Genomic DNA, 17,825 nt, shown 5'->3' on the forward strand with positions numbered 1-17,825 from the left:
GCGTCGATTCAGTGTGCTGGTTTAGCTGGTGATTCAAAAACCACTCAAGGTGTTTCCGGCCCTTTTTGATGCGGTCGATATCTCGTCTGAGTTTGTTGCGTTCCTTATTCAATTGCTCCCGCAACGGACGCAACAGATCGGGGTGTGAGTATGAAGAGGAGAAGACTGACGCGTCAGCTATCCAGTCAGGCCCGTACTTGGGGCACATATGATTGCTGATAGTCGCTCGTATGGCGACTTCGACACGTTCGATGGCATCCATGGTGATGCGCCGTAACGAACCATCGAAGCGGTAGATATCGACGATTGCCTTCAGTTTGCTGCCGGGCTTGAAAGTATGTTCAGGATCTGACTCCTGAAAGGGGCGCATATAGGGACTCAGGCGAAACAGCGTGACCACTTCGAGAAAACGCATGGCCCGATCATCGTTGGCGATGTGCAAACCTCGTTGCTTTAGCAGTTCCAATTGTTGTTCTACGCTGAGAGCCGGTTTGTCGAAGGGCCTCATGTAGTTTTCTCCGGGCAAAAAAAACCCGCACGATTTGAGCTTGCTGACTGGGTCAACCTAGGCTTGGCGGGTGTGTTGGGGTGCATTATAGGTCGGTGTAAGAGACCGTCAACATTGTCCTGACGTGAAATTGTAACGGGTAGGAGCGCAGGCAAGGTTCGGTCTGTGGATGCCGATAAGGCGATATCGGTCTTATCTAGCTCCTAGGAAGGTTCAACCTCCAGAAACAACAAAGCCCTCGCATTTCTGCGAGGGCTTCGTCTTGTATGGTGCCGGCACCAGGAATCGAACCCGGGACCTACTGATTACAAGTCAGTTGCTCTACCATCTGAGCTATACCGGCGTGTGGGCGACGATTATAGCGATTGAGTGATTTCTGTAAACCCCTGAATTCTGACTATTTTTGCCGGGGGCGTAGGTCGGGTGGGAACCGGAAGCTTTCGTGGTTTGTACAGGGCCTGGCAGGTGCGGTTGCTCGGGATGTCCTGTAGCGGGCTTCGACCTGTTTGGCGCTGGTAGGGATGTAGATGCTGGTGCATTTCCAGCCCTGATTTCGACCGTTATGCCGATTTGCTTGAGCGCTTATGCACAACGGACCCGACTGGACGGGTGGCGTCTTGCGATTTTGTGACAGCCTTCTCATTCGCATGCAAATGACTGTTTTAATGGTTTTTTATTCTGATGAACAAAAAATGACCAGTCATGATTTGCTCAACAAAACGCGGATTTATTGGATCCCGGCATATTCCATCAACAGAGTTATCCACAGGCTGTCTCACCTTGGCAACGCTCTGCCAGCAACATCAGGTTTCGTGGCGTAATGGGTGTGTCGCAGAAAGTGCCAAGGTGAACGTCGTAGCCTTTTTCAGTAAGGAAAAGTGCTCGATCCAACGCCAGCCAAAGCTCCAGTGGCCGTCGGAAAAGTCCGCGCACCAGTTCCAGGTTACGCACCTCGACCAAGCGTTGATGACCCGCTGCTTCTACGGCGGCCCAATCTGGCGTGCCGATGATGGAGAGGTTTTTCAGGGCTGCCAGATCGATGCAGTACTGGGCGAAGGATTTATCCAGCCACGCGGTGGGGAGCGAGGGGGTGGGGAGGTAGTCGTTGCGGCCTCGGATTTGTCGTTGCAGCAGGTCGAAACCCAGGCGCCAGGCCATGGACTGATCCCGTTGTCTGCGCACACGGGCTCCGGCGGTAACGGTTTCGGTCAGTGGCAAGCCGAGATCGTCGACGGACAGCTGTAGGGCAGAGCCTCGGGCGGCGTCGGACAGTGCCTGATAACAGTCAGCGCTGATGCGGTTATAACAGCAGGGTGCAATCGCCAGCTGGGCGCAACCGACGGCGCTGGCCAGTTGCATCAGCCGGACGTGCAGGTCGCCACAGGCGTGCAGGGCTACTGGCGTGTGCTCGGCCTGGATCGCCTGGGCGGCCTCCGGTGCCAATACGTCTTGTTGCAGATGCGTGGCGGCCAGGTGGTGACGCTGGCTCAGTTGCTGGCCGTTGACGACCAATGCGGGATCGTATTCCAGGCACGTCAGCTGTTGATCGCCGTGCAGCAAGCGTCTGCCGAGGTGGCCTTTGCCGGCGCACCAGTCGAGCCAATGGGTCGGTTCGGTGGAGAATTGCAGGCGGCTGGCGAAGGCTTCAATCTGCTGCCACTTGCGACCGGGCACGTCGACGTTGAGGCGCTGGGTCGGTGTTTCGAGCTGTTTGCCGGGTAATGCTGCGACGGTGCTCAATGCGTGGGAAAGCATCGCCAGCTCCGGAAACGGCGCTGGCGCCTGTTCAATCAGCCAGGGCTGGTGATGGTCGTTCTCTGCGTCTTCCAGCGAGCGCCTGCGTAGCCACTGGGCGAGTTCCGGATGGGACGCTTCCCAAGGCAGTTGCAAGTGGGTAAACGGGCGTGGTTTCCACAGCCTCTGGTGTGCCGTGAGAAATCCGTCCAGCTCGATGAAACGGGCGAGCAGCGCTGCGCCCGTCAACACCTCGGTTTCAGCGCCCCTGGCAGGCATCGACGCGTAACCACCGTTCCAGCTGTTTGAAGCCTTGCACCAGCAGGAACGCTATCACCAGGTAGAACAAGCCGGCTGCGAAAAAAATCTCCACGGGCAGGTAGGTCCGGGCAATGATGGTACGGGCCATGCCGGTGAGTTCCAGCAGGGTCACGGTGCTCGCCAGGGCGCTGGCCTTGAGCATCAGGATCACTTCGTTGCTATAGGCCGGTAGTCCGATGCGCGCGGCCCGCGGCAGCATGATGTAGAACAGCGCCTTGGGCCGCGACATGCCCAGGGCTCGCGCGGCTTCGATCTCGCCTTTGGGGATGGCCTGGATCGCGCCGCGCAGGATCTCGGCGATGTAGGCGGCGGTGTGCAAGGTCATGGTGGCGGTGGCGCACCAGAACGGATCCCGCAGGTATGGCCATAACGCACTGCTGCGTACGGCATCGAATTGCGCCAGGCCGTAATAGACCAGAAACAGTTGGACCAGCAGCGGCGTGCCACGGAAAAAGAAAATTTAGGCGTACGGCAATGCCCTTACGTACCACAGGCGCGAGGAACGGGCGATGCCCAGCGGAATCGCCAGCAGCAGGCCGGCGATCACGGCTATGGCGACCAACTCCAGGGTCAGGGTCGCTCCCTGGGCCAGCCTCGGCATCCACTTGATGATGACTTCCCAGTTCATTGGGTACTCCTGGCAAAGCCGCGGGCGGCGCGTCGTTCCAGCAGATGCATGCCGGTCATGGCGAGGACGGTCAGACCCAGGTACATGAACGCGGCCACCATGTAGAAGGTGAAGGGTTGCTTGGACACGGTCACGCCGATCTGTGCGTGGCGCATGATCTCTTCCAGGCCGATCACCGAGACCAACGCGGTGTCCTTCATCAGGATCATGAACAGGTTGCCCAGGCCGGGCAGAGCAATGCGCCACATCTGCGGCATGATCAATTTGGTGAAGATCCGCCATTTCGACAGACCCAGGGCCACGCCGGCTTCGCGGTGACCTTTGGGGATTGCCAGGATCGCGCCACGAAACACTTCCGTGGCGTAGGCGCCAAAGCACAGGCCCAAGGCGATGACGCCAGCGGAGAAGGGGTCGAGGGCCAGGTCCGGATTGCCGAAGTACTTACCCAACGCCCCCAGCAGATTGATGGTGCCGAAGTAGATCAGCAGAACCCAGAGCAATTCCGGGACGCCGCGGACCAGTGTCGAATAGGTGCCGCCCAGCCATTGCAGCGGCTTGTGGGCAGATGTCTTGGCCAGGGCGCCCAGCAGGCCGAGCACAAGGCCCAGGCACAGGGCCGAGAGCGCCAGTTTGACGGTCATCAGTGCACCGGCGGCAAGCGCCGGGCCGAATCCGTAGAGGTCGATCATCATGGGTATGTGTTCATATCACGGCAGGCTTTGCTAAGTGCCGGCGCTGCGCTGCTGCAGCGCCGGCCAGGCACGTTCGCATCAGTAGATGTTGAACGGGAAGTACTTGTCGTTGATCTTTTTATAGGTACCGTCGGCAACGATTTCTTTCAGCGCGGCGTTCAGCTTGTTGCGCAGGTCGTCGTCACCCTTGCGTACGGCGATGCCGATCTTGTCACTTTCCACCACCGGGTCGCCCTTGAATTCGTAAGCGCGGCCGGCGTCGGTTTTCAGCCAGTCGTAGTTCACGTATTTGTCCGCCAGGATCGCGTCGACGCGGCCGGAGGTCAGGTCCAGGTAGGCGTTTTCCTGGGTGTCGTAGAGCTTGGCGGTGATGTCGCTGCCCAGTTCGTCTTCCAGCCAGGTACCGGCGAGGGTCGCGCGTTGAGCACCGATGACCTTGCCTTTGAGCGAATCTTTATCGGTCTTGAACTCGACATTCTTCGGCGCGATGAATTGCAGTTTGTTGGAGTAGTACGGGTCGGTGAAGTCCACGGCCTGCTTACGCTCTTCAGTGATCGACAAAGAGGAGATCAGGAAGTCGAATTTCTTGGCGTTCAAGGCAGGGATGATGCCGTCCCAGTCGGAGGTGACCACTTCGCATTCGACTTTCATCTTGGCGCACAGGGCGTCGCCGATGTCCTTGTCGAAGCCCACGACCTGGCCGCTGGCGTCCTTGTTGTTGAACGGCGGATAGGCCGCTTCGATGCCCATCTTCAGCTTTTCGGCTGCCATGGCATTGGCCGAAAACACCAGGGTGGCGGCTGCGGCCAAAAGGAACTTCTTGTAATTCTGCATATGCACTGCTCCGTTAGCGGTTGCTGGACATGAATTGTTTACAGCGTGCCGAAAGCGGGTTTTCGAAGACCTGCTGTGGCGATCCTTGTTCTTCGACCAGGCCCTGATGCAGGAACACCACTTCGCTGGAGACCTGACGGGCGAACCCCATTTCGTGGGTCACCAACAGCATGGTGCGACCTTCTTCGGCCAGAGCGCGGATCACATTAAGTACTTCCTGGACCATTTCCGGGTCAAGGGCGGAGGTGGGCTCGTCGAACAGGATCACTTTGGGTTGCATCGCCAGGGTGCGAGCGATGGCGGCGCGTTGCTGCTGGCCGCCTGACAGCTCGGCGGGATAGGCATGGCGCTTGTCGGCGATGCCGACCTTGGCCAGCAAGGCTTCGGCTACTTCAACCGCTTCGGCCTTACTCTGGCCGAGCACCCGGCGTGGGGCTTCGGTGATGTTGTCGAGCACGCTCATGTGTGGCCAGAGGTTAAAGTTTTGAAACACAAAGCCAATCTCACTGCGCATGCGATTGATCTGTTTGCCGTCGGCGGCCACCAGTTCACCGTTTTTCGCAGCCTTGAGCTTGAGCGCTTCACCGGCCACCAGGATCTCGCCCTGATTGGGATTCTCCAGCAGGTTGATGCAACGCAGGAACGTGGACTTGCCAGAGCCGGAGGAGCCCAGGATCGAGATCACATCGCCGTCGCGGGCGGTCAGCGAGACGCCTTTGAGCACCTCCAGCTGTCCGTAGCGTTTGTGCAGGTTGCGGATTTCAAGCGCGGGCGTGGCCTGGGCCATGTGCGGTCCTCATGGTGTGTGCTCCCTTGCTGTTGGTGGCCTTCCTTGGCGAGGCGGCCAAGCTAGCATGCGTCCGAATGGCCGCCAACAGCGCTACGGATGGTAAACCGGTGATGTGCGGCAGTTTGTCGCATCGGTACAGCAGACTGTCGCGCCATCAACAACCGAACGGCTGTTTGAACCGTGTTTGCCGGTGAAAATCCCCGGGAGTCGCGTAAAAAAAGGCGCGATGGTGCCAGCTTTGGGCGGGGGTTGGAAGGGTTAACCGGATGAGCGTTACTCTGGCCCTTTCGCAACGGTCCAATCTTCGGTGCGCAGTCCCGGAACTCTTTCAAACTCCTTCAGATTGTTGGTTATCACGATCAGCCCGAGAGAACGGGCATGGCCGGCAATCATTTGGTCGTAAGGGCCGATTGGCTTGCCTGCCTTCGCCAGTTCGGCTCGAATCATTCCGGTATGTGCGGCAGCTTCATAACCAAATGGTAGAACCTCAAGGCGAGCACAGAAGCCTTCGATGACGGCGAGATTTCTTTCTGGGGCGCAAGACTTTTCTGCGCCGTAGATCAGCTCCATCAGCGTAACGGCACTAATGCAAAGCTGGCCGTGATGCAGATTGAAAGCTTCTCTGACCATCTGGGGTTTGTTCTTGATGGTGAAAATACAGATGTTGGTATCCAGCATGAATTTGATCATTTAGAAGGGTTCACGCTCCTGATCGGCGGGCTGATCGCGGTCTGTCATAAAGTCAGCTGTCACGGTATCTCCATCGAACCAGCTGTCCCATGCTTCTCCGGCCGGGGTAATGATTCGGGCTCTGCCGACGGCGATTACATCTACGCGCTTCACGTCGCTTGGCATCGCCACTGCTTTGGGAAGCCGGACCGCTTGGCTGCGGTTGCTCATGAAAAGGGTGGTTTGTTCCATCAGGAGTCCTCCACGAATCCAAAAATCCAAGCGTAGGCTACCACTGGGATATGGCGATGGGATATACGATTCTGACGGCTGCCGGTGGCGCGGATGCTTCCAATCGATCTAAACCTACGACTGCGACCCGAATCAAAAGGGAACCTGTATGGGCGAACCGTGGGAGTTATCGCCATGAAGCTTTTTCGTTGCTTTTTGTTGCCCTTCACGAGCTTAGGGGTATTACTTTTTTCCATCATGCTCAACGCCACCAACCTCGCTCCAATAGACAGCGCCGGCGTGCAGGTTCAGCCGCTGCAGCAAAACGGCATCACCTACCTGTCCGGTGGTATCGGCGAAGACGAAGCCCGGGCCATCGGGCAGGCGCACGGGTACAACCTGCATATGACTTTTGCGGTCGGGCCTGAAAACAAATACATCCCGGATGTGCACGTCACGATTCACAACGCGTCGGGGCAAACACTGCTGACGCTGGATGACGCGGGACCGCTGGTTTATGTGCAGCTGCCGCCGGGCAAATACACCGTGATGGCGACACGCAATGGCGAGGAGCGTCGCGACACCGCCGACATAGGCAGCGGGGCCGCACGCAATCTGGTGTTCCATTGGAACGGTGACGAATAGCCAATCGGCTTACTCGCCGGCGGGCTCTTCCATCGATTGGCGATAACGGTCCAGCGCTTCGCCGAAGTCCTTGATGAATTCAGGGGTGCTGAGCCAGCGTTGTGCCGTTTCGCGGTCCATGTCGTCGGCCCACATGCGGTAATCCACCAGCATGTCGGCGGCCAGATTGGTTGCTGCCATGCTTTCGTTCTCGGCGTTCTTCAGGTCCAGCAGGCCTGGACGTTCGCTGATCATCACGCTCAGGGAAGACAGCAGCGTGTCGAGCAATTCGCTTCGGCTGACAGCTTCGGCTTCACGCAGCTTGGCGAACAGCTCCAGCACATAGACGGGCGGCTGCGCGGTGGCATGGGCTGGGTCGCCGTACATTGGAATGGACTTACGCCCGGTCATGCGGATCTGCTTCGCTTTGTCTTTGGCACGCTTGGCGCGTTTCTGCTGCTTGTTCAATGAGGCCATTGGGCTTCGGTTTCCAATTCGTCAGGTGGCAGTGCCCGGCTCAAGCCATTTCGGCACGGTCGGTGGTCTGTTAGGCGGGTAGTTTACCGCTTCGGACTCGGATAATGCCCCCTTGGAACGCATCTGCGGATCGGCGCAAGGGTGTCAGTGGCCTTCTGCAGGTGTACCCGATGGTCGCTCTTCAAGCCGGGCTCGCTCACGATCCAACTCATTGCGCAGTTCTTCTTCTGTCGGGAGTACAAGTTGGTACTGACTGGCGAAGAGCTGTTCGTTGCCTTGCAGCACTGAGTAGCGCACCACCGACTCGTCCTTCTGCGCACAGAGAATGATGCCGACGGTGGGTTTGTCATCCGGGCCGCGTCTCAGGTCGTCGTAGAGGCGGACGTACATGTCCATCTGGCCGATGTCCTGGTGGCTGAGTTCGCCGCGCTTGAGGTCGACGATCACAAAGCATTTGAGCAGATAGTTGTAGAACACGAGGTCGACGTAGAAGTCCTTGCTCTCGGTGCTGATGCGCTGCTGACGGGCAACGAAGGCAAAGCCCTTGCCCAGTTCGAGGAGGAATCCCTGCAGTTGGTCGATCAGGGCCTGTTCCAGGTCGGTTTCCAGCAGGAGGCCGGCATTGGGCAGTCCGAGAAACTCCAGGACGACCGGGTCCCTGACGATATCCCTTGGGCCGAGATCGAAAGCTTTCAGGTTGTCCGAGGCCTCTTGCTTCACCTTTGGCCGGTCGCGGCTTGCCAGCAGGCGCTCGTAGTAGAAGGTTCCGATTTGCCGTTCCAGGGCGCGGGTGGACCAGTTCTGTGTGGCGGTTTCGTTCATGTACCAATGCCGGGCGTTGTCGTTCTCCACCCGGAGAAGCGTGCGGTAGTGGGTCCAGCTCAATTCGTGACGCAGTGCGTCACACTTTGGAAATGCCTGATAAAAAAGCCGCATATAACGCAGATTCGAGGCATCGAACCCTTTTCCAAACTTCGCCGTAAGTGTTCTTGCCAGAATTGGCAGCAGTTGTTTCCCATAAGCCGCCCGCTCAGCTCCTCGCTGCTCGAATTCAACGATATGCCGGCCGATCTGCCAGCAGGTCTGTACTTGAAGGGTATCAACGGCGCGCAGCACTTTACGACGTGCCTGCTGGATCAGTTCACCGAGTTCGTTGATCAGTGGCGCAAGCTTTGGATCGTCTTGGGATAAAAGTGGACTCATCGAATATCAGCCGAAGTGGTGGGCGGTCCAGAAAAGGATGCTTCAATCGGTATTTCGATGATGCCGGACGAGGCTGATTGACCTGGATGAAAAGCGACAGATACATGCAGGATCGGTTTGAGGCAGCGTTATGTCTGTTGCGTCAGAACCTGTAGGCGCTGTCCGAAGAAAGTGTCGGTGTGCGGAAAGTTCTGACGCAGGCTACCCAGTTTGACCGGGCAGCCTCGTAGTCACCGAAGTTAATCAGACGCTTGCGTCAGTTGCCGGGATGCTGCGACGTAATCGGCCTGGAACTGGGGGCTTTCGACCCAGTCCAGTGCAGTTTGCTCGTCAACTCCCGTGGTCAGGCGACGGTATTCGATCAAGGCGGTAAAGATGAAGTCCGTGGCTTCTTCCTCACCTTCCTGTTCCAGCACCAGCGCCAGCAGTGGATGCCCTAGGAAGGCGGCGCACATGGCCTGCTGACTGACTTTTTCAGCCGTGCGCATCTGGTTGAACAGATCGGACAGGTCCACCGTTTCCAGATCGATGCGCTCATCGTTCGGGTCCAGGAAGTCGTTCGGCGCAGCGGCACGTTGAACGCGGTTCTGCTTGGCTTTCGCTTTGGCGCGCTGGTTACGTTTCTGCTGTTTGTTCGCCGATGCCATGGGCCGGATTCCTGACGTGAATTGAAGCTGTATATCCTACAGCCTCAAGGCCAATGCTTCGAACCTCAATCCACCACGAACAAGGTGGCACCCTGGGAAGTCGAAGAACGATGGGGCTCGGCCTGGTCGGCCACCTGGTAGCTCATGCCAGCCTTGAGCACGAAGTGCCGTCCATCCTCCAGCTCGGTGTTCAGCTCACCTTTCAGGCAAAACAGGATGTGCCCTTTGATGCACCAGTGGTCGGCGAGGTATCCCGCCGTGTATTCCACCATCCGCACCCGGATATTCCCGAACTGCCGGGTCCGCCAATATGCCGTTCCGGTGACGCCTTTGTGTTCGGTCGGTTCGATGGTTGACCAGTCGGTGGTGCCGAAGGGGATGCCGGTGATGTCCATGACGACTCGTTTGTTAGGGAAGGGAGAGCAACGAGGGGCGAATGTAACTGAGTCGGCGAGACGGTGGAATAAACCCAGGCAATAAAAAACCCCGATCAATTGCTTGATCGGGGTTTTCGGTATTTGGTGCCCAGAGACGGAATCGAACCGCCGACACGGGGATTTTCAATCCCCTGCTCTACCGACTGAGCTATCTGGGCAACGGGGCGCATTAAACGGGTTTTTCAGGGGGGCGTCAAGCAAGTTTTCAAAAAATATTTAATTATTACCGTCGCTTACGATTCGCCCCCGGTCCGGACAGCTTATTCGGACGGCGGCACGTAGCCTTCGGCCTTGGCGTATTCTTCGCCGGAAAAGAACTTCGCCATCTCGCCCTGGAGGTATTTGCGGTCGTCGGCGTTCATCATGTTCAGGCGTTTTTCGTTGATCAGCAGGGTCTGGTGTTTCTGCCAGTCGCCCCAGGCCTTGGCCGAGACGTTGTCGTAGATATCCTGGCCTATGGAGCCCGGGAAGGGGGCTCGTTCCAGGGCGGGCAGTTCTTCTTTGTACTTACGGCACATGATGGTGCGGGTCATGACGGCTCTCCTGCGTTCAATACGGCGGCCGCGCGCTCGAGCAAGGTCTTGACCGGGGCGGCGAGGCCCAGGCGCGGCGGGGTGGCGAGGTTATACCAGAGCCAGTCGGCCTCGGCCACGTGATGGCCGCTTTCCCGAACCTGGACCAGCCAGGGTTCGATTGCCAACTGGAAGTGACTGAAGGTGTGTACCAGGCCGGGCATTTCCTGGTGCTTGCCCAGCTCCAGGGCGTGCTGCAGGGCCAGGTGTTGCAGGTCGTCGAGGTCGTCGAGTTCCGGCAGGCTCCACAATCCGCCCCACAGGCCGGTGGAAGGGCGACGGTAAAGCAGGATGGCGCCTTCACGGTTGGCCAGCATTGGCATCAGCGTGCGTTTCCTGGGGACTTCCTTGCGTGGCTTGGGGATCGGGTAGCGGGTTTCCAGGCCCAGCATGTGGGCTTCGCAACCTGACTTCAGGGGGCACAGCAGGCAGCTGGGCTTGCTGCGGGTGCAGAGCGTGGCTCCCAGGTCCATCATCGCCTGGGTGTAGGCGTTGACCCGGTCCTGGGGGGTGAAGCGCTCGGCGGTGGCCCACAGCTGTTTGGCAACCCTGGGTTCGCCGGGGTAGCCTTCCTGGGCCGTGAAGCGGGCCAGCACCCGCTTGACGTTGCCATCGAGGATTGGCGCCCGCAGGCCCATGCTGATGCTGGCGATGGCGCCGGCGGTAGACAGGCCGATCCCCGGCAGTTCGGTGAGTTTTTCCACGTCCCGGGGGAATTCGCCGCCGTACTGGTCGACGACGATCTTCGCGCTCTTTTGCAGGTTGCGCGCACGGGTGTAATAGCCCAGACCGGTCCACAGGTGCAGTACTTCGTCTTCCGGTGCGGCGGCCAGGGCCTGGACGGTGGGCAGCGAGGCCATGAACCGGTCGAAGTAGTTGAGCACGGTGCTGACCTGGGTCTGCTGCAACATGATCTCGGAGACCCACACCCGGTACGGAGTGATGTCTTGTTGCCAAGGCAAGTCGTGACGCCCGTGGCGGTCGAACCAGTCCAGGACGGCGCTGGAAAACTGCTCGGCTCTCATCGCTTGAACAATCCCTTGAGCGCGTCTTTCAACTCGGGGCTGACCTTGTCGCCCAGCTTCTCGTCGATCTTGTCGCTGAGACGGTCGCCAGCCAGTTTTGCCGCGACCTTGCCCAGTCCATCCTTGTCCAGGCGGCATGCCTTGGCGCCAAGTTCCAGCGGGCCACGACAGCGCAGCGGCCATTCGACATCGACGTAGCGTTCGTTGACCTGGCAGGCAGGATCGGGCATGTCGCTCTTGTCGCCTTCAACGATGACGCCGACGCGGTAATCCATGCCAAGCACGCGCAGGTCGATGTCGCCGTTGCCGTTGACGGTCATGCCGGGGATGCGGACTTTCAGGTCCGGGTTGCTGGCTACGCCATTGTGGAAGGTCAGGTTGCCGTCGAGTTGCCGGAACGGCGTGTCCTTGCCCCGAGGTTCGCCGCTGAGGCTCTTGCGGTTCAGCAGGGCGATGCCCTTGCACAGCTGCTGTTCTAGGTTGGCGTTGAGCAGGACACCATCGTTGATGACGAATCCGGCGTTGCCGTTGAGGCTTTCGATCAAGGCTTTCTGGCTGTTGCCGCTGGCGGTCACGGCGCTGTTGAGTGTCACCAGTCCTTTGACCGGCGGATTCTTGCCCTGGCTCTCGATGATTTTCTCGACCGGCACCCGGTTGATCCGGGTTTGCAGGCTCAACTGTGGCGTGGTCTGGCGAACATCCAGCGTGCCTTTGGCTTCGAAGTTGCCGTTGAACAGATCGCCCCGCAGGTTCTGCAGGGTCAGCAGGCCGCCCTGGCCGGTGGCCTTGAGGGCCGCGTCCTGGATCGGCAGTTTGTCGAGGATCAGTTGGCCGAAAGTCAGGTCGGCATCAAGGTCCAGTTTGCTCAGGCGTTCCACCGGAAAGAGCCGGTCGTTGCTCCAGGCGCCCTGAGTCGGAGCGTTCGGCAACGGTGTGGTGCCGGCGCCAGCCATGGCACTGGCCTCGGTGTTGCTGACTTCCTCCTCGCGGGCGGCCTTGGCGCTGTTGGTCTCTGCAGACTTTGGCGGCAGATAGCGATCAACATTGAACATGTCGGCCTTGAGTTGCGCGCGCAGTGACTGCTTGGCGAAGTCTTCCACGGCGATACGACCGCTGAAGCTGCTGTCGTCGAGCTTCAGATTGATGTTGTTGAGTTCGACGCTGGTGGGGGTGCCGGCGATGCGGCTGGCCAGTTCGACCTTGGTCAGGCTGCCTTCGCCCATGGCTGGCAGTTTCTGGCCGATGCTGTCGACGAAGTTCGCCAGGTCGAACTGGGCGATTGATATGCCGCCACTCAACTGTGGCGTTTTGTCGAGGTCGTTGACCTTCAGTTCGCCCAGAGCGCGCAACTGGTTCAGGGACAGCTTGATGCCGGTCCATTCGGCAACGTTCGCGGCCCTGTCCAGGGATAGCTGACCCTGGGCGTTGAAATTCAGGATCTTGCCCTGTAGAGGGTCTCCGGTGACCTCGCCGGACAGTTTCAGGTCTTCGAACTTGTAGCGTTGCACGGCCCGCTCGAAGCGCAGTTCGCCAGTGACCTCGGTCCGTACGCGCACGGCCGGCTGATTGCTGGACAGGAAGGCGGTCAGTGTGACCGGGATGTTGGTGGAGTCGTGGACCGGGCCGGTGCTCAGTTGGATGCTTTCGGCGCTGAACTGCTTGCCGGTCTGCTCGTCGGTGTATTCGATCCGGGCGTTGTTCACGGTCAGGCTGTCGATGTCCAGGCGGGTTGGCTGGGCCGGTTTTTCCGCCGGGGTGCTGGCGGGCGGAGCAGGTTGATCGGCCGGTGCCGGAGCGCCCGCAGTTGTTGGGGACGCAGGGGCCTTGCCGATGTCTTCCCAGTTACCGTGACCGTTCTTGTCACGGTTGAGGCGCAGGTTCAGGCCTTCGACCCGAACGTCGCTCATCTGAACTTCCCGGCGCAGCAGCGGCATGACCCGCACCGAAAGACCGAGCATCTGCAGGTCAGCGAAAGGTTGTGTCGGGTTGGCCAGCGTCGCAACGCTGGCTTCGTGCAGTTCCAGGCCCAACCATGGGAACAGACTCCAGCCGATGTCTCCATTGAGGGTCAACTCAATGTGGGCCTTGTCGCGGGCTATCTGGCGGATCTCTTCCTTATAGTCGTTGGGATCGAAGAGGTGGGTCAGGGCAAAGCCCAAGGCCACAATGATCAGCAACAGCCCGAGAAGTACCAGACCCAGGATTTTGCCGAACGCTTTCATGGGCGAGTCCTTGTAGGTTGAGTTCAGAATTTAGCCTGCGAGTATAACGCTGTGGATTGCTGGTGCGTTGGGGTGATCGTTTTCGTGGCGCTCAACTTTCGTCCAGCGCCAACTTCAATTTGGCTGCCAGGGCCTGGGCCATCAAGTGTCCGGCAGGGGCCAGCAGCCGCAGTTCGGCGCCCTCTCGCCGAGCCATCCGCTGTGCTTCGCTGACCAATCGCTCCGCTACGCCACGGCGACGGGTCACGCTTCGTACGCACATCTGAGACAAATGCCAGACGTTCCGGTGCCGTTGCAGGCGTGCGGCGCCGAGCAGTCGATCATTGAAGCGAGCCGCAATGAATGAGCTATCGTGCAAGTAATCCTGGACCAGCTGAGTGGCATCGCTGAACGGCTCGAGCAGCCAGGGCGGGGCGTCCAGGTAGATTTTATGCAGGTCCTGCCGATCCTGGCCGGTAGCTTCAATCAGGTGCTCAACAACAATGGGCATGGAAGTTCCTGAAAAATAAATGACTTTTGCCCTACAGAATGCAACCAGGGGCGCGATAAGACAGATGACGTGAAAAAGGTGATATCACTTTGGTTTTTCTGTCACGAGCAAATGGTAACCTTTACCCGTTCGCCCGTCCTTCTGCGACTTGATGTCACACCAACAGGGAGCTTCACCAGAAAATACAGCCGCGCCTGCGTGCAAATAAGGCTGAGGGTGATGCGTGGCTGGCGAACCATTCTAACAATTGGGGGATACACAATGAGCACGAGTATCACGGCGGGCGGCGTTGCCGACCAGCCTGCGTTCCTCTCCAAGGAGCGTATCATCGCCAAATCCGGTTTCAACCGGTGGCTGGTTCCACCGGCCGCCCTGGCCATTCACCTCTGCATCGGCATGGCCTACGGCTTCTCGGTATTCTGGTTGCCTCTGTCCAAGGCCTTGGGTATTACCAAGCCGGTGGCTTGTGCACCGGACATGAGCTTCATCTCGCAAGTCTTTTCGTCCCAGTGCGACTGGCCGATCTCGATGCTCGGCTGGATCTACACTCTGTTCTTCATCTTCCTCGGTTGCTCGGCAGCCATTTGGGGTGGCTGGCTGGAACACGCCGGGCCACGCAAGGCTGGTGTCGTGTCGGCCTTGTGCTGGTGCGGTGGTCTGGTGATTTCCGCGCTGGGTATCTATACCCACCAGATCTGGTTGATGTGGCTCGGGTCGGGCGTGATCGGCGGCATCGGCCTGGGTCTGGGCTATATCTCCCCGGTTTCCACCCTCATCAAATGGTTCCCGGATAAGCGCGGCATGGCGACCGGCATGGCGATCATGGGCTTTGGTGGCGGGGCGATGGTCGGTGCTCCGCTGGCCGCGGCGCTGATGAGCCATTTCGCCTCGCCGACCAGCGTAGGCGTCTGGCAGAGCTTCCTGGTCATGGCCGCGATCTATTTCGTGTTCATGATCGGTGGTGCGTTGTCGTACCGCGTACCTCCGACCGGTTGGAAGCCTGAGGGCTGGACTCCTGCGCCGAAGAAAACCGCTAACTCGATGATCACCCATCGCCACGTTCACGTGAACGTAGCCTGGAAAACACCGCAGTTCGTTTTGGTGTGGCTGGTACTGTGTCTGAATGTGTCCGCTGGCATCGGCATTATCGGTATGGCCTCGCCGCTGTTGCAGGAAGTGTTCGGCGGCAAGCTGCTCGGCAACGACCTGCCTTTCGGCCAACTGGACGCTACCCAACTGGGCCAGATCGCGGCCATTGCGGCCGGCTTCACTGGCCTGCTGAGCCTGTTCAACATCGGTGGGCGGTTTTTCTGGGCATCCTTCTCGGATTACCTGGGTCGCAAGAACACCTACTTTGTGTTCTTTGCCTTGGGGGTTGCGCTGTACTCGCTGATCCCGAACCTCGGTCACCTGGGCAGCATCGCCCTGTTCGTGGCGGCGTTCTGCATCATCCTGTCGATGTACGGCGGCGGTTTCGCCACTGTTCCGGCCTACCTGGCGGACTTGTTCGGTACGCAAATGGTCGGCGCGATCCACGGTCGTCTGTTGACCGCCTGGGCTGCCGCCGGCGTGCTGGGTCCGGTACTGGTGAACTACCTGCGTGAATATCAGTTGAGCATCGGCGTTGAACGCGCCGCGGCCTATGACATCACCCTGTACATCCTCGCCGGCCTGCTGGTGCTGGGCTTCCTCTGCAACCTGATGGTTCGCCCGGTCGCCGACAAATACTTCATGACCGACGCCGAACTGGCCGCCGAACAGGCGCTGGGCCATGACAAAGGCGCCGACAGCACCACTTCGCTGGAATGGAAGGCCGCACCGGGCACCAAGCCCCTGGCGGTCGCTGCCTGGCTGGTGGTGGGCATTCCGCTGGCGTGGGGCGTGTGGGTGACCCTGCAGAAGACGGCGGTGTTGTTCCACTAAGCAATATCGAGGTGATCCTGGAGCCATCGGTTCCGGGTGAACCCTGTGGGAGCGAGCCTGCTCGCGATGAGGTGTGTCAATCGAGTCATTGTTGACTGATCCACCGCCATCGCGAGCAGGCTCGCTCCCACAATTGTTTCTGGTTGATGGCCAAAAACTGCATCCCTCACTTGTATGGACATGTCTATCGCCGGCTGCGCGGGATTCAGCCCGTCAGTGATATCGTCTCCCGTGTTTCTGTTTGTCGCTCGCGCCCCTATAATGGCTGCCTTTTTCGCCCAATGATTTTGCGGAGCTGGTGATGGCCGAACGTAAGGCGTCTGTCGAGCGCGACACTCTGGAAACCCAGATCAAAGCCTCGATCAACCTGGATGGCACCGGAAAGGCCCGGTTTGATATCGGCGTGCCTTTTCTTGAGCACATGCTGGACCAGATCGCCCGTCACGGGCTGATCGACCTGGACATCGTCAGCAAGGGCGACCTGCATATCGACGACCACCACACAGTGGAAGACGTCGGTATCACCCTGGGGCAGGCCTTCACCCAGGCCATCGGCGACAAGAAGGGCATCCGTCGCTACGGCCACGCCTATGTGCCGCTCGATGAAGCACTGTCGCGGGTGGTCATCGACTTCTCCGGTCGTCCTGGCTTGCAGATGCATGTGCCATACACCCGCGCTACCGTCGGCGGCTTCGACGTCGATCTGTTCCAGGAATTCTTCCAGGGCTTCGTCAATCACGCCAATGTGACCCTGCACATCGACAACCTGCGCGGGCACAACACCCATCACCAGATCGAAACCGTGTTCAAGGCTTTCGGCCGTGCCCTGCGCATGGCCGTCGAACTCGATGACCGCATGGCCGGGCAGATGCCCTCCACCAAGGGCGTCCTGTAATGCAGACGGTTGCAGTCATCGACTACGGTATGGGCAACCTGCACTCGGTGGCCAAGGCCCTCGAGCATGTGGGGGCCGGCAAGGTGCTGATCACCAGCGATGCCGACGTGATTCGCGAAGCCGACCGAGTGGTATTCCCCGGTGTCGGTGCGATTCGCGATTGCATGGCCGAGATCCGTCGCCTGGGCTTCGATTCGCTGGTCCAGGAAGTCAGCCAGGACCGTCCGTTCCTTGGCATCTGCGTGGGCATGCAGGCTTTGCTCGAGCGCAGCGAAGAGAACGCCGGTGTCGATTGCATCGGCATGTTCCCGGGTCAGGTGAAGTTCTTTGGCAGGGACCTGCATGAAGACGCCGAACACCTGAAAGTCCCGCACATGGGTTGGAACGAAGTGAAGCAGGTGGTGGATCACCCGCTGTGGCACAACATTCCGGACCTGGCGCGCTTCTACTTCGTACACAGTTACTACATCGCCGCCGGCAATGCACGGCAGGTGGTGGGCAGTGGTCACTATGGCGTCGATTTCGCAGCGGCCCTGGCCGATGGGTCACGATTTGCCGTGCAGTTCCACCCGGAGAAGAGCCACACCCATGGCCTGCAGCTGTTGCAGAATTTCGCCGCGTGGGACGGCCGCTGGTAATGGCACGCAAGAAACCGCCAATCCTCACCCTCACCCCGGAACAGGAAAGTGAGGCGAACCGCAAGATTCAGCGGTTCATGGAGGATCGTTTCGAACTGGACCTGGGGTCGTTCGAGGCGGCGGAAATTCTTGACCTGTTTACCCGCGAAATTGCTCCGCACTATTACAACAGGGCGATTTTCGACGTGCAGGCGCACCTTAAGGAAAGGTTCGAAAGCATCGAAAGCGACCTGTGGGCGCTCGAGAAAAACTGATTCCCGAGCCA

At 59.2% G+C, this 17,825-nt stretch carries 19 protein-coding genes, 2 tRNA genes and 2 pseudogenes; 5 read left to right on the forward strand and 18 right to left on the reverse strand.

Annotation, left to right across the window (positions count from 1 at the left end):
- Nucleotides 1–22: 22 nt before the first annotated feature.
- From QZH45_RS02450 to vapB, 9 genes and pseudogenes are all read right to left on the reverse strand, one after another.
- Nucleotides 23–508, reverse strand: a pseudogene (locus QZH45_RS02450) (Abi family protein); the annotation flags it as partial.
- Nucleotides 509–775: 267 nt separating this feature from the next.
- Nucleotides 776–851 (reverse strand) — tRNA-Thr (locus QZH45_RS02455).
- A gap of 416 nt (nucleotides 852–1,267) precedes the next feature.
- Nucleotides 1,268–2,521, reverse strand: a complete 1,254-nt coding sequence (locus tag QZH45_RS02460) for a methyltransferase (protein ID WP_055136124.1) — start codon at nucleotides 2,519–2,521, stop codon at nucleotides 1,268–1,270.
- A pseudogene (locus tag QZH45_RS02465) lies at nucleotides 2,502–3,191 on the reverse strand (ABC transporter permease). Before QZH45_RS02465 ends, QZH45_RS02460 begins: the two are co-directional and overlap by 20 nt.
- Nucleotides 3,188–3,883 carry an ABC transporter permease gene (locus tag QZH45_RS02470; protein WP_024778037.1) on the reverse strand — a complete coding sequence of 232 codons (696 nt, stop codon included), beginning with the start codon at nucleotides 3,881–3,883 and terminating at the stop codon, nucleotides 3,188–3,190. The pseudogene QZH45_RS02465 and the gene QZH45_RS02470 overlap by 4 nt, the downstream one beginning before the upstream one ends.
- A 78-nt stretch (nucleotides 3,884–3,961) precedes the next feature.
- Complete coding sequence (locus QZH45_RS02475; RefSeq protein WP_024778038.1) at nucleotides 3,962–4,717, reverse strand: ABC transporter substrate-binding protein; 756 nt, start codon at nucleotides 4,715–4,717, stop codon at nucleotides 3,962–3,964.
- Nucleotides 4,718–4,730: 13 nt separating this feature from the next.
- Nucleotides 4,731–5,504, reverse strand: a complete 774-nt coding sequence (locus QZH45_RS02480; protein ID WP_024778039.1) for an ABC transporter ATP-binding protein — start codon at nucleotides 5,502–5,504, stop codon at nucleotides 4,731–4,733.
- 276 nt (nucleotides 5,505–5,780) lie between these two features.
- Nucleotides 5,781–6,197: a type II toxin-antitoxin system tRNA(fMet)-specific endonuclease VapC gene (gene vapC / locus QZH45_RS02485; RefSeq protein WP_024778040.1), complete on the reverse strand. Its 417-nt coding sequence runs from the start codon at nucleotides 6,195–6,197 to the stop codon at nucleotides 5,781–5,783.
- Nucleotides 6,198–6,428 (reverse strand): type II toxin-antitoxin system VapB family antitoxin, encoded by a 231-nt coding sequence (vapB, locus tag QZH45_RS02490; protein WP_024778041.1) that lies wholly within the window; start codon nucleotides 6,426–6,428, stop codon nucleotides 6,198–6,200. It abuts the gene before it with no gap.
- A gap of 174 nt (nucleotides 6,429–6,602) precedes the next feature.
- On the opposite strand from vapB, the gene QZH45_RS02495 reads away from it, so the two are divergent.
- Entirely contained in the window at nucleotides 6,603–7,052 is a 450-nt protein-coding gene (locus QZH45_RS02495) for a hypothetical protein (RefSeq protein WP_024778042.1), read from the forward strand.
- A 9-nt stretch (nucleotides 7,053–7,061) separates the two neighbouring features.
- Here the strand turns inward: QZH45_RS02495 and QZH45_RS02500 are convergent, their stop codons facing one another.
- The 9 genes from QZH45_RS02500 to panM form a co-directional block, all read right to left on the reverse strand.
- Nucleotides 7,062–7,508 carry a hypothetical protein gene (locus tag QZH45_RS02500; RefSeq protein WP_024778043.1) on the reverse strand — a complete coding sequence of 149 codons (447 nt, stop codon included), beginning with the start codon at nucleotides 7,506–7,508 and terminating at the stop codon, nucleotides 7,062–7,064.
- Nucleotides 7,509–7,652: 144 nt separating this feature from the next.
- Nucleotides 7,653–8,711, reverse strand: coding sequence for a PDDEXK nuclease domain-containing protein (locus QZH45_RS02505; RefSeq protein ID WP_024778044.1), 1,059 nt, complete (start codon nucleotides 8,709–8,711; stop codon nucleotides 7,653–7,655).
- Nucleotides 8,712–8,950: 239 nt separating this feature from the next.
- A complete protein-coding gene (locus QZH45_RS02510) occupies nucleotides 8,951–9,358 on the reverse strand; it encodes a hypothetical protein (protein ID WP_024778045.1) in 408 nt (135 codons plus the stop codon).
- Nucleotides 9,359–9,423: 65 nt separating this feature from the next.
- Complete coding sequence (locus tag QZH45_RS02515) at nucleotides 9,424–9,753, reverse strand: DHCW motif cupin fold protein (RefSeq protein WP_024778046.1); 330 nt, start codon at nucleotides 9,751–9,753, stop codon at nucleotides 9,424–9,426.
- Nucleotides 9,754–9,877: 124 nt separating this feature from the next.
- A tRNA-Phe gene (locus tag QZH45_RS02520) sits at nucleotides 9,878–9,953 on the reverse strand.
- Between the two features lie 102 nt (nucleotides 9,954–10,055).
- Nucleotides 10,056–10,328 (reverse strand): oxidative damage protection protein, encoded by a 273-nt coding sequence (locus QZH45_RS02525; protein ID WP_024778047.1) that lies wholly within the window; start codon nucleotides 10,326–10,328, stop codon nucleotides 10,056–10,058.
- Entirely contained in the window at nucleotides 10,325–11,392 is a 1,068-nt protein-coding gene (gene mutY / locus QZH45_RS02530; RefSeq protein WP_024778048.1) for an A/G-specific adenine glycosylase, read from the reverse strand. Before mutY ends, QZH45_RS02525 begins: the two co-directional genes overlap by 4 nt.
- Entirely contained in the window at nucleotides 11,389–13,614 is a 2,226-nt protein-coding gene (locus QZH45_RS02535) for an AsmA family protein (RefSeq protein WP_024778049.1), read from the reverse strand. Before QZH45_RS02535 ends, mutY begins: the two co-directional genes overlap by 4 nt.
- Before the next feature lie 91 nt (nucleotides 13,615–13,705).
- On the reverse strand, nucleotides 13,706–14,104 hold the full coding sequence (panM, locus tag QZH45_RS02540) for an aspartate 1-decarboxylase autocleavage activator PanM (protein WP_024778050.1): 399 nt from the start codon (nucleotides 14,102–14,104) through the stop codon (nucleotides 13,706–13,708).
- Nucleotides 14,105–14,365: 261 nt separating this feature from the next.
- Here panM and QZH45_RS02545 point away from each other — a divergent pair, with 261 nt between their 5' ends.
- From QZH45_RS02545 to QZH45_RS02560, 4 genes are all read left to right on the forward strand, one after another.
- Nucleotides 14,366–16,027, forward strand: coding sequence for an OFA family MFS transporter (locus QZH45_RS02545; protein WP_024778051.1), 1,662 nt, complete (start codon nucleotides 14,366–14,368; stop codon nucleotides 16,025–16,027).
- Between the two features lie 301 nt (nucleotides 16,028–16,328).
- Nucleotides 16,329–16,922 (forward strand): imidazoleglycerol-phosphate dehydratase HisB, encoded by a 594-nt coding sequence (gene hisB, locus QZH45_RS02550; protein ID WP_024778052.1) that lies wholly within the window; start codon nucleotides 16,329–16,331, stop codon nucleotides 16,920–16,922.
- Nucleotides 16,922–17,560, forward strand: coding sequence for an imidazole glycerol phosphate synthase subunit HisH (hisH, locus tag QZH45_RS02555; RefSeq protein ID WP_024778053.1), 639 nt, complete (start codon nucleotides 16,922–16,924; stop codon nucleotides 17,558–17,560). The genes hisB and hisH overlap by 1 nt, the downstream gene beginning before the upstream one ends.
- Entirely contained in the window at nucleotides 17,560–17,814 is a 255-nt protein-coding gene (locus QZH45_RS02560) for a DUF2164 domain-containing protein (RefSeq protein WP_033034336.1), read from the forward strand. Before hisH ends, QZH45_RS02560 begins: the two co-directional genes overlap by 1 nt.
- Nucleotides 17,815–17,825: the final 11 nt, after the last annotated feature.

The sequence above is a fragment of the Pseudomonas corrugata genome (genome assembly GCF_050920615.1).
In the GTDB taxonomy this organism is placed as follows: Bacteria; Pseudomonadota; Gammaproteobacteria; order Pseudomonadales; family Pseudomonadaceae; genus Aquipseudomonas; species Aquipseudomonas corrugata.

Coding starts and splice junctions, on each gene's coding strand:
- QZH45_RS02460 (WP_055136124.1), bottom strand. CDS start 2,521: ATGCCTGCCAGGGGCGCTGAAACCGAGGTGTTGACGGGCGCAGCGCTG.
- QZH45_RS02470 (WP_024778037.1), bottom strand. CDS start 3,883: ATGATGATCGACCTCTACGGATTCGGCCCGGCGCTTGCCGCCGGTGCA.
- QZH45_RS02475 (WP_024778038.1), bottom strand. CDS start 4,717: ATGCAGAATTACAAGAAGTTCCTTTTGGCCGCAGCCGCCACCCTGGTG.
- QZH45_RS02480 (WP_024778039.1), bottom strand. CDS start 5,504: ATGGCCCAGGCCACGCCCGCGCTTGAAATCCGCAACCTGCACAAACGC.
- vapC (WP_024778040.1), bottom strand. CDS start 6,197: ATGATCAAATTCATGCTGGATACCAACATCTGTATTTTCACCATCAAG.
- vapB (WP_024778041.1), bottom strand. CDS start 6,428: ATGGAACAAACCACCCTTTTCATGAGCAACCGCAGCCAAGCGGTCCGG.
- QZH45_RS02495 (WP_024778042.1), top strand. CDS start 6,603: ATGAAGCTTTTTCGTTGCTTTTTGTTGCCCTTCACGAGCTTAGGGGTA.
- QZH45_RS02500 (WP_024778043.1), bottom strand. CDS start 7,508: ATGGCCTCATTGAACAAGCAGCAGAAACGCGCCAAGCGTGCCAAAGAC.
- QZH45_RS02505 (WP_024778044.1), bottom strand. CDS start 8,711: ATGAGTCCACTTTTATCCCAAGACGATCCAAAGCTTGCGCCACTGATC.
- QZH45_RS02510 (WP_024778045.1), bottom strand. CDS start 9,358: ATGGCATCGGCGAACAAACAGCAGAAACGTAACCAGCGCGCCAAAGCG.
- QZH45_RS02515 (WP_024778046.1), bottom strand. CDS start 9,753: ATGGACATCACCGGCATCCCCTTCGGCACCACCGACTGGTCAACCATC.
- QZH45_RS02525 (WP_024778047.1), bottom strand. CDS start 10,328: ATGACCCGCACCATCATGTGCCGTAAGTACAAAGAAGAACTGCCCGCC.
- mutY (WP_024778048.1), bottom strand. CDS start 11,392: ATGAGAGCCGAGCAGTTTTCCAGCGCCGTCCTGGACTGGTTCGACCGC.
- QZH45_RS02535 (WP_024778049.1), bottom strand. CDS start 13,614: ATGAAAGCGTTCGGCAAAATCCTGGGTCTGGTACTTCTCGGGCTGTTG.
- panM (WP_024778050.1), bottom strand. CDS start 14,104: ATGCCCATTGTTGTTGAGCACCTGATTGAAGCTACCGGCCAGGATCGG.
- QZH45_RS02545 (WP_024778051.1), top strand. CDS start 14,366: ATGAGCACGAGTATCACGGCGGGCGGCGTTGCCGACCAGCCTGCGTTC.
- hisB (WP_024778052.1), top strand. CDS start 16,329: ATGGCCGAACGTAAGGCGTCTGTCGAGCGCGACACTCTGGAAACCCAG.
- hisH (WP_024778053.1), top strand. CDS start 16,922: ATGCAGACGGTTGCAGTCATCGACTACGGTATGGGCAACCTGCACTCG.
- QZH45_RS02560 (WP_033034336.1), top strand. CDS start 17,560: ATGGCACGCAAGAAACCGCCAATCCTCACCCTCACCCCGGAACAGGAA.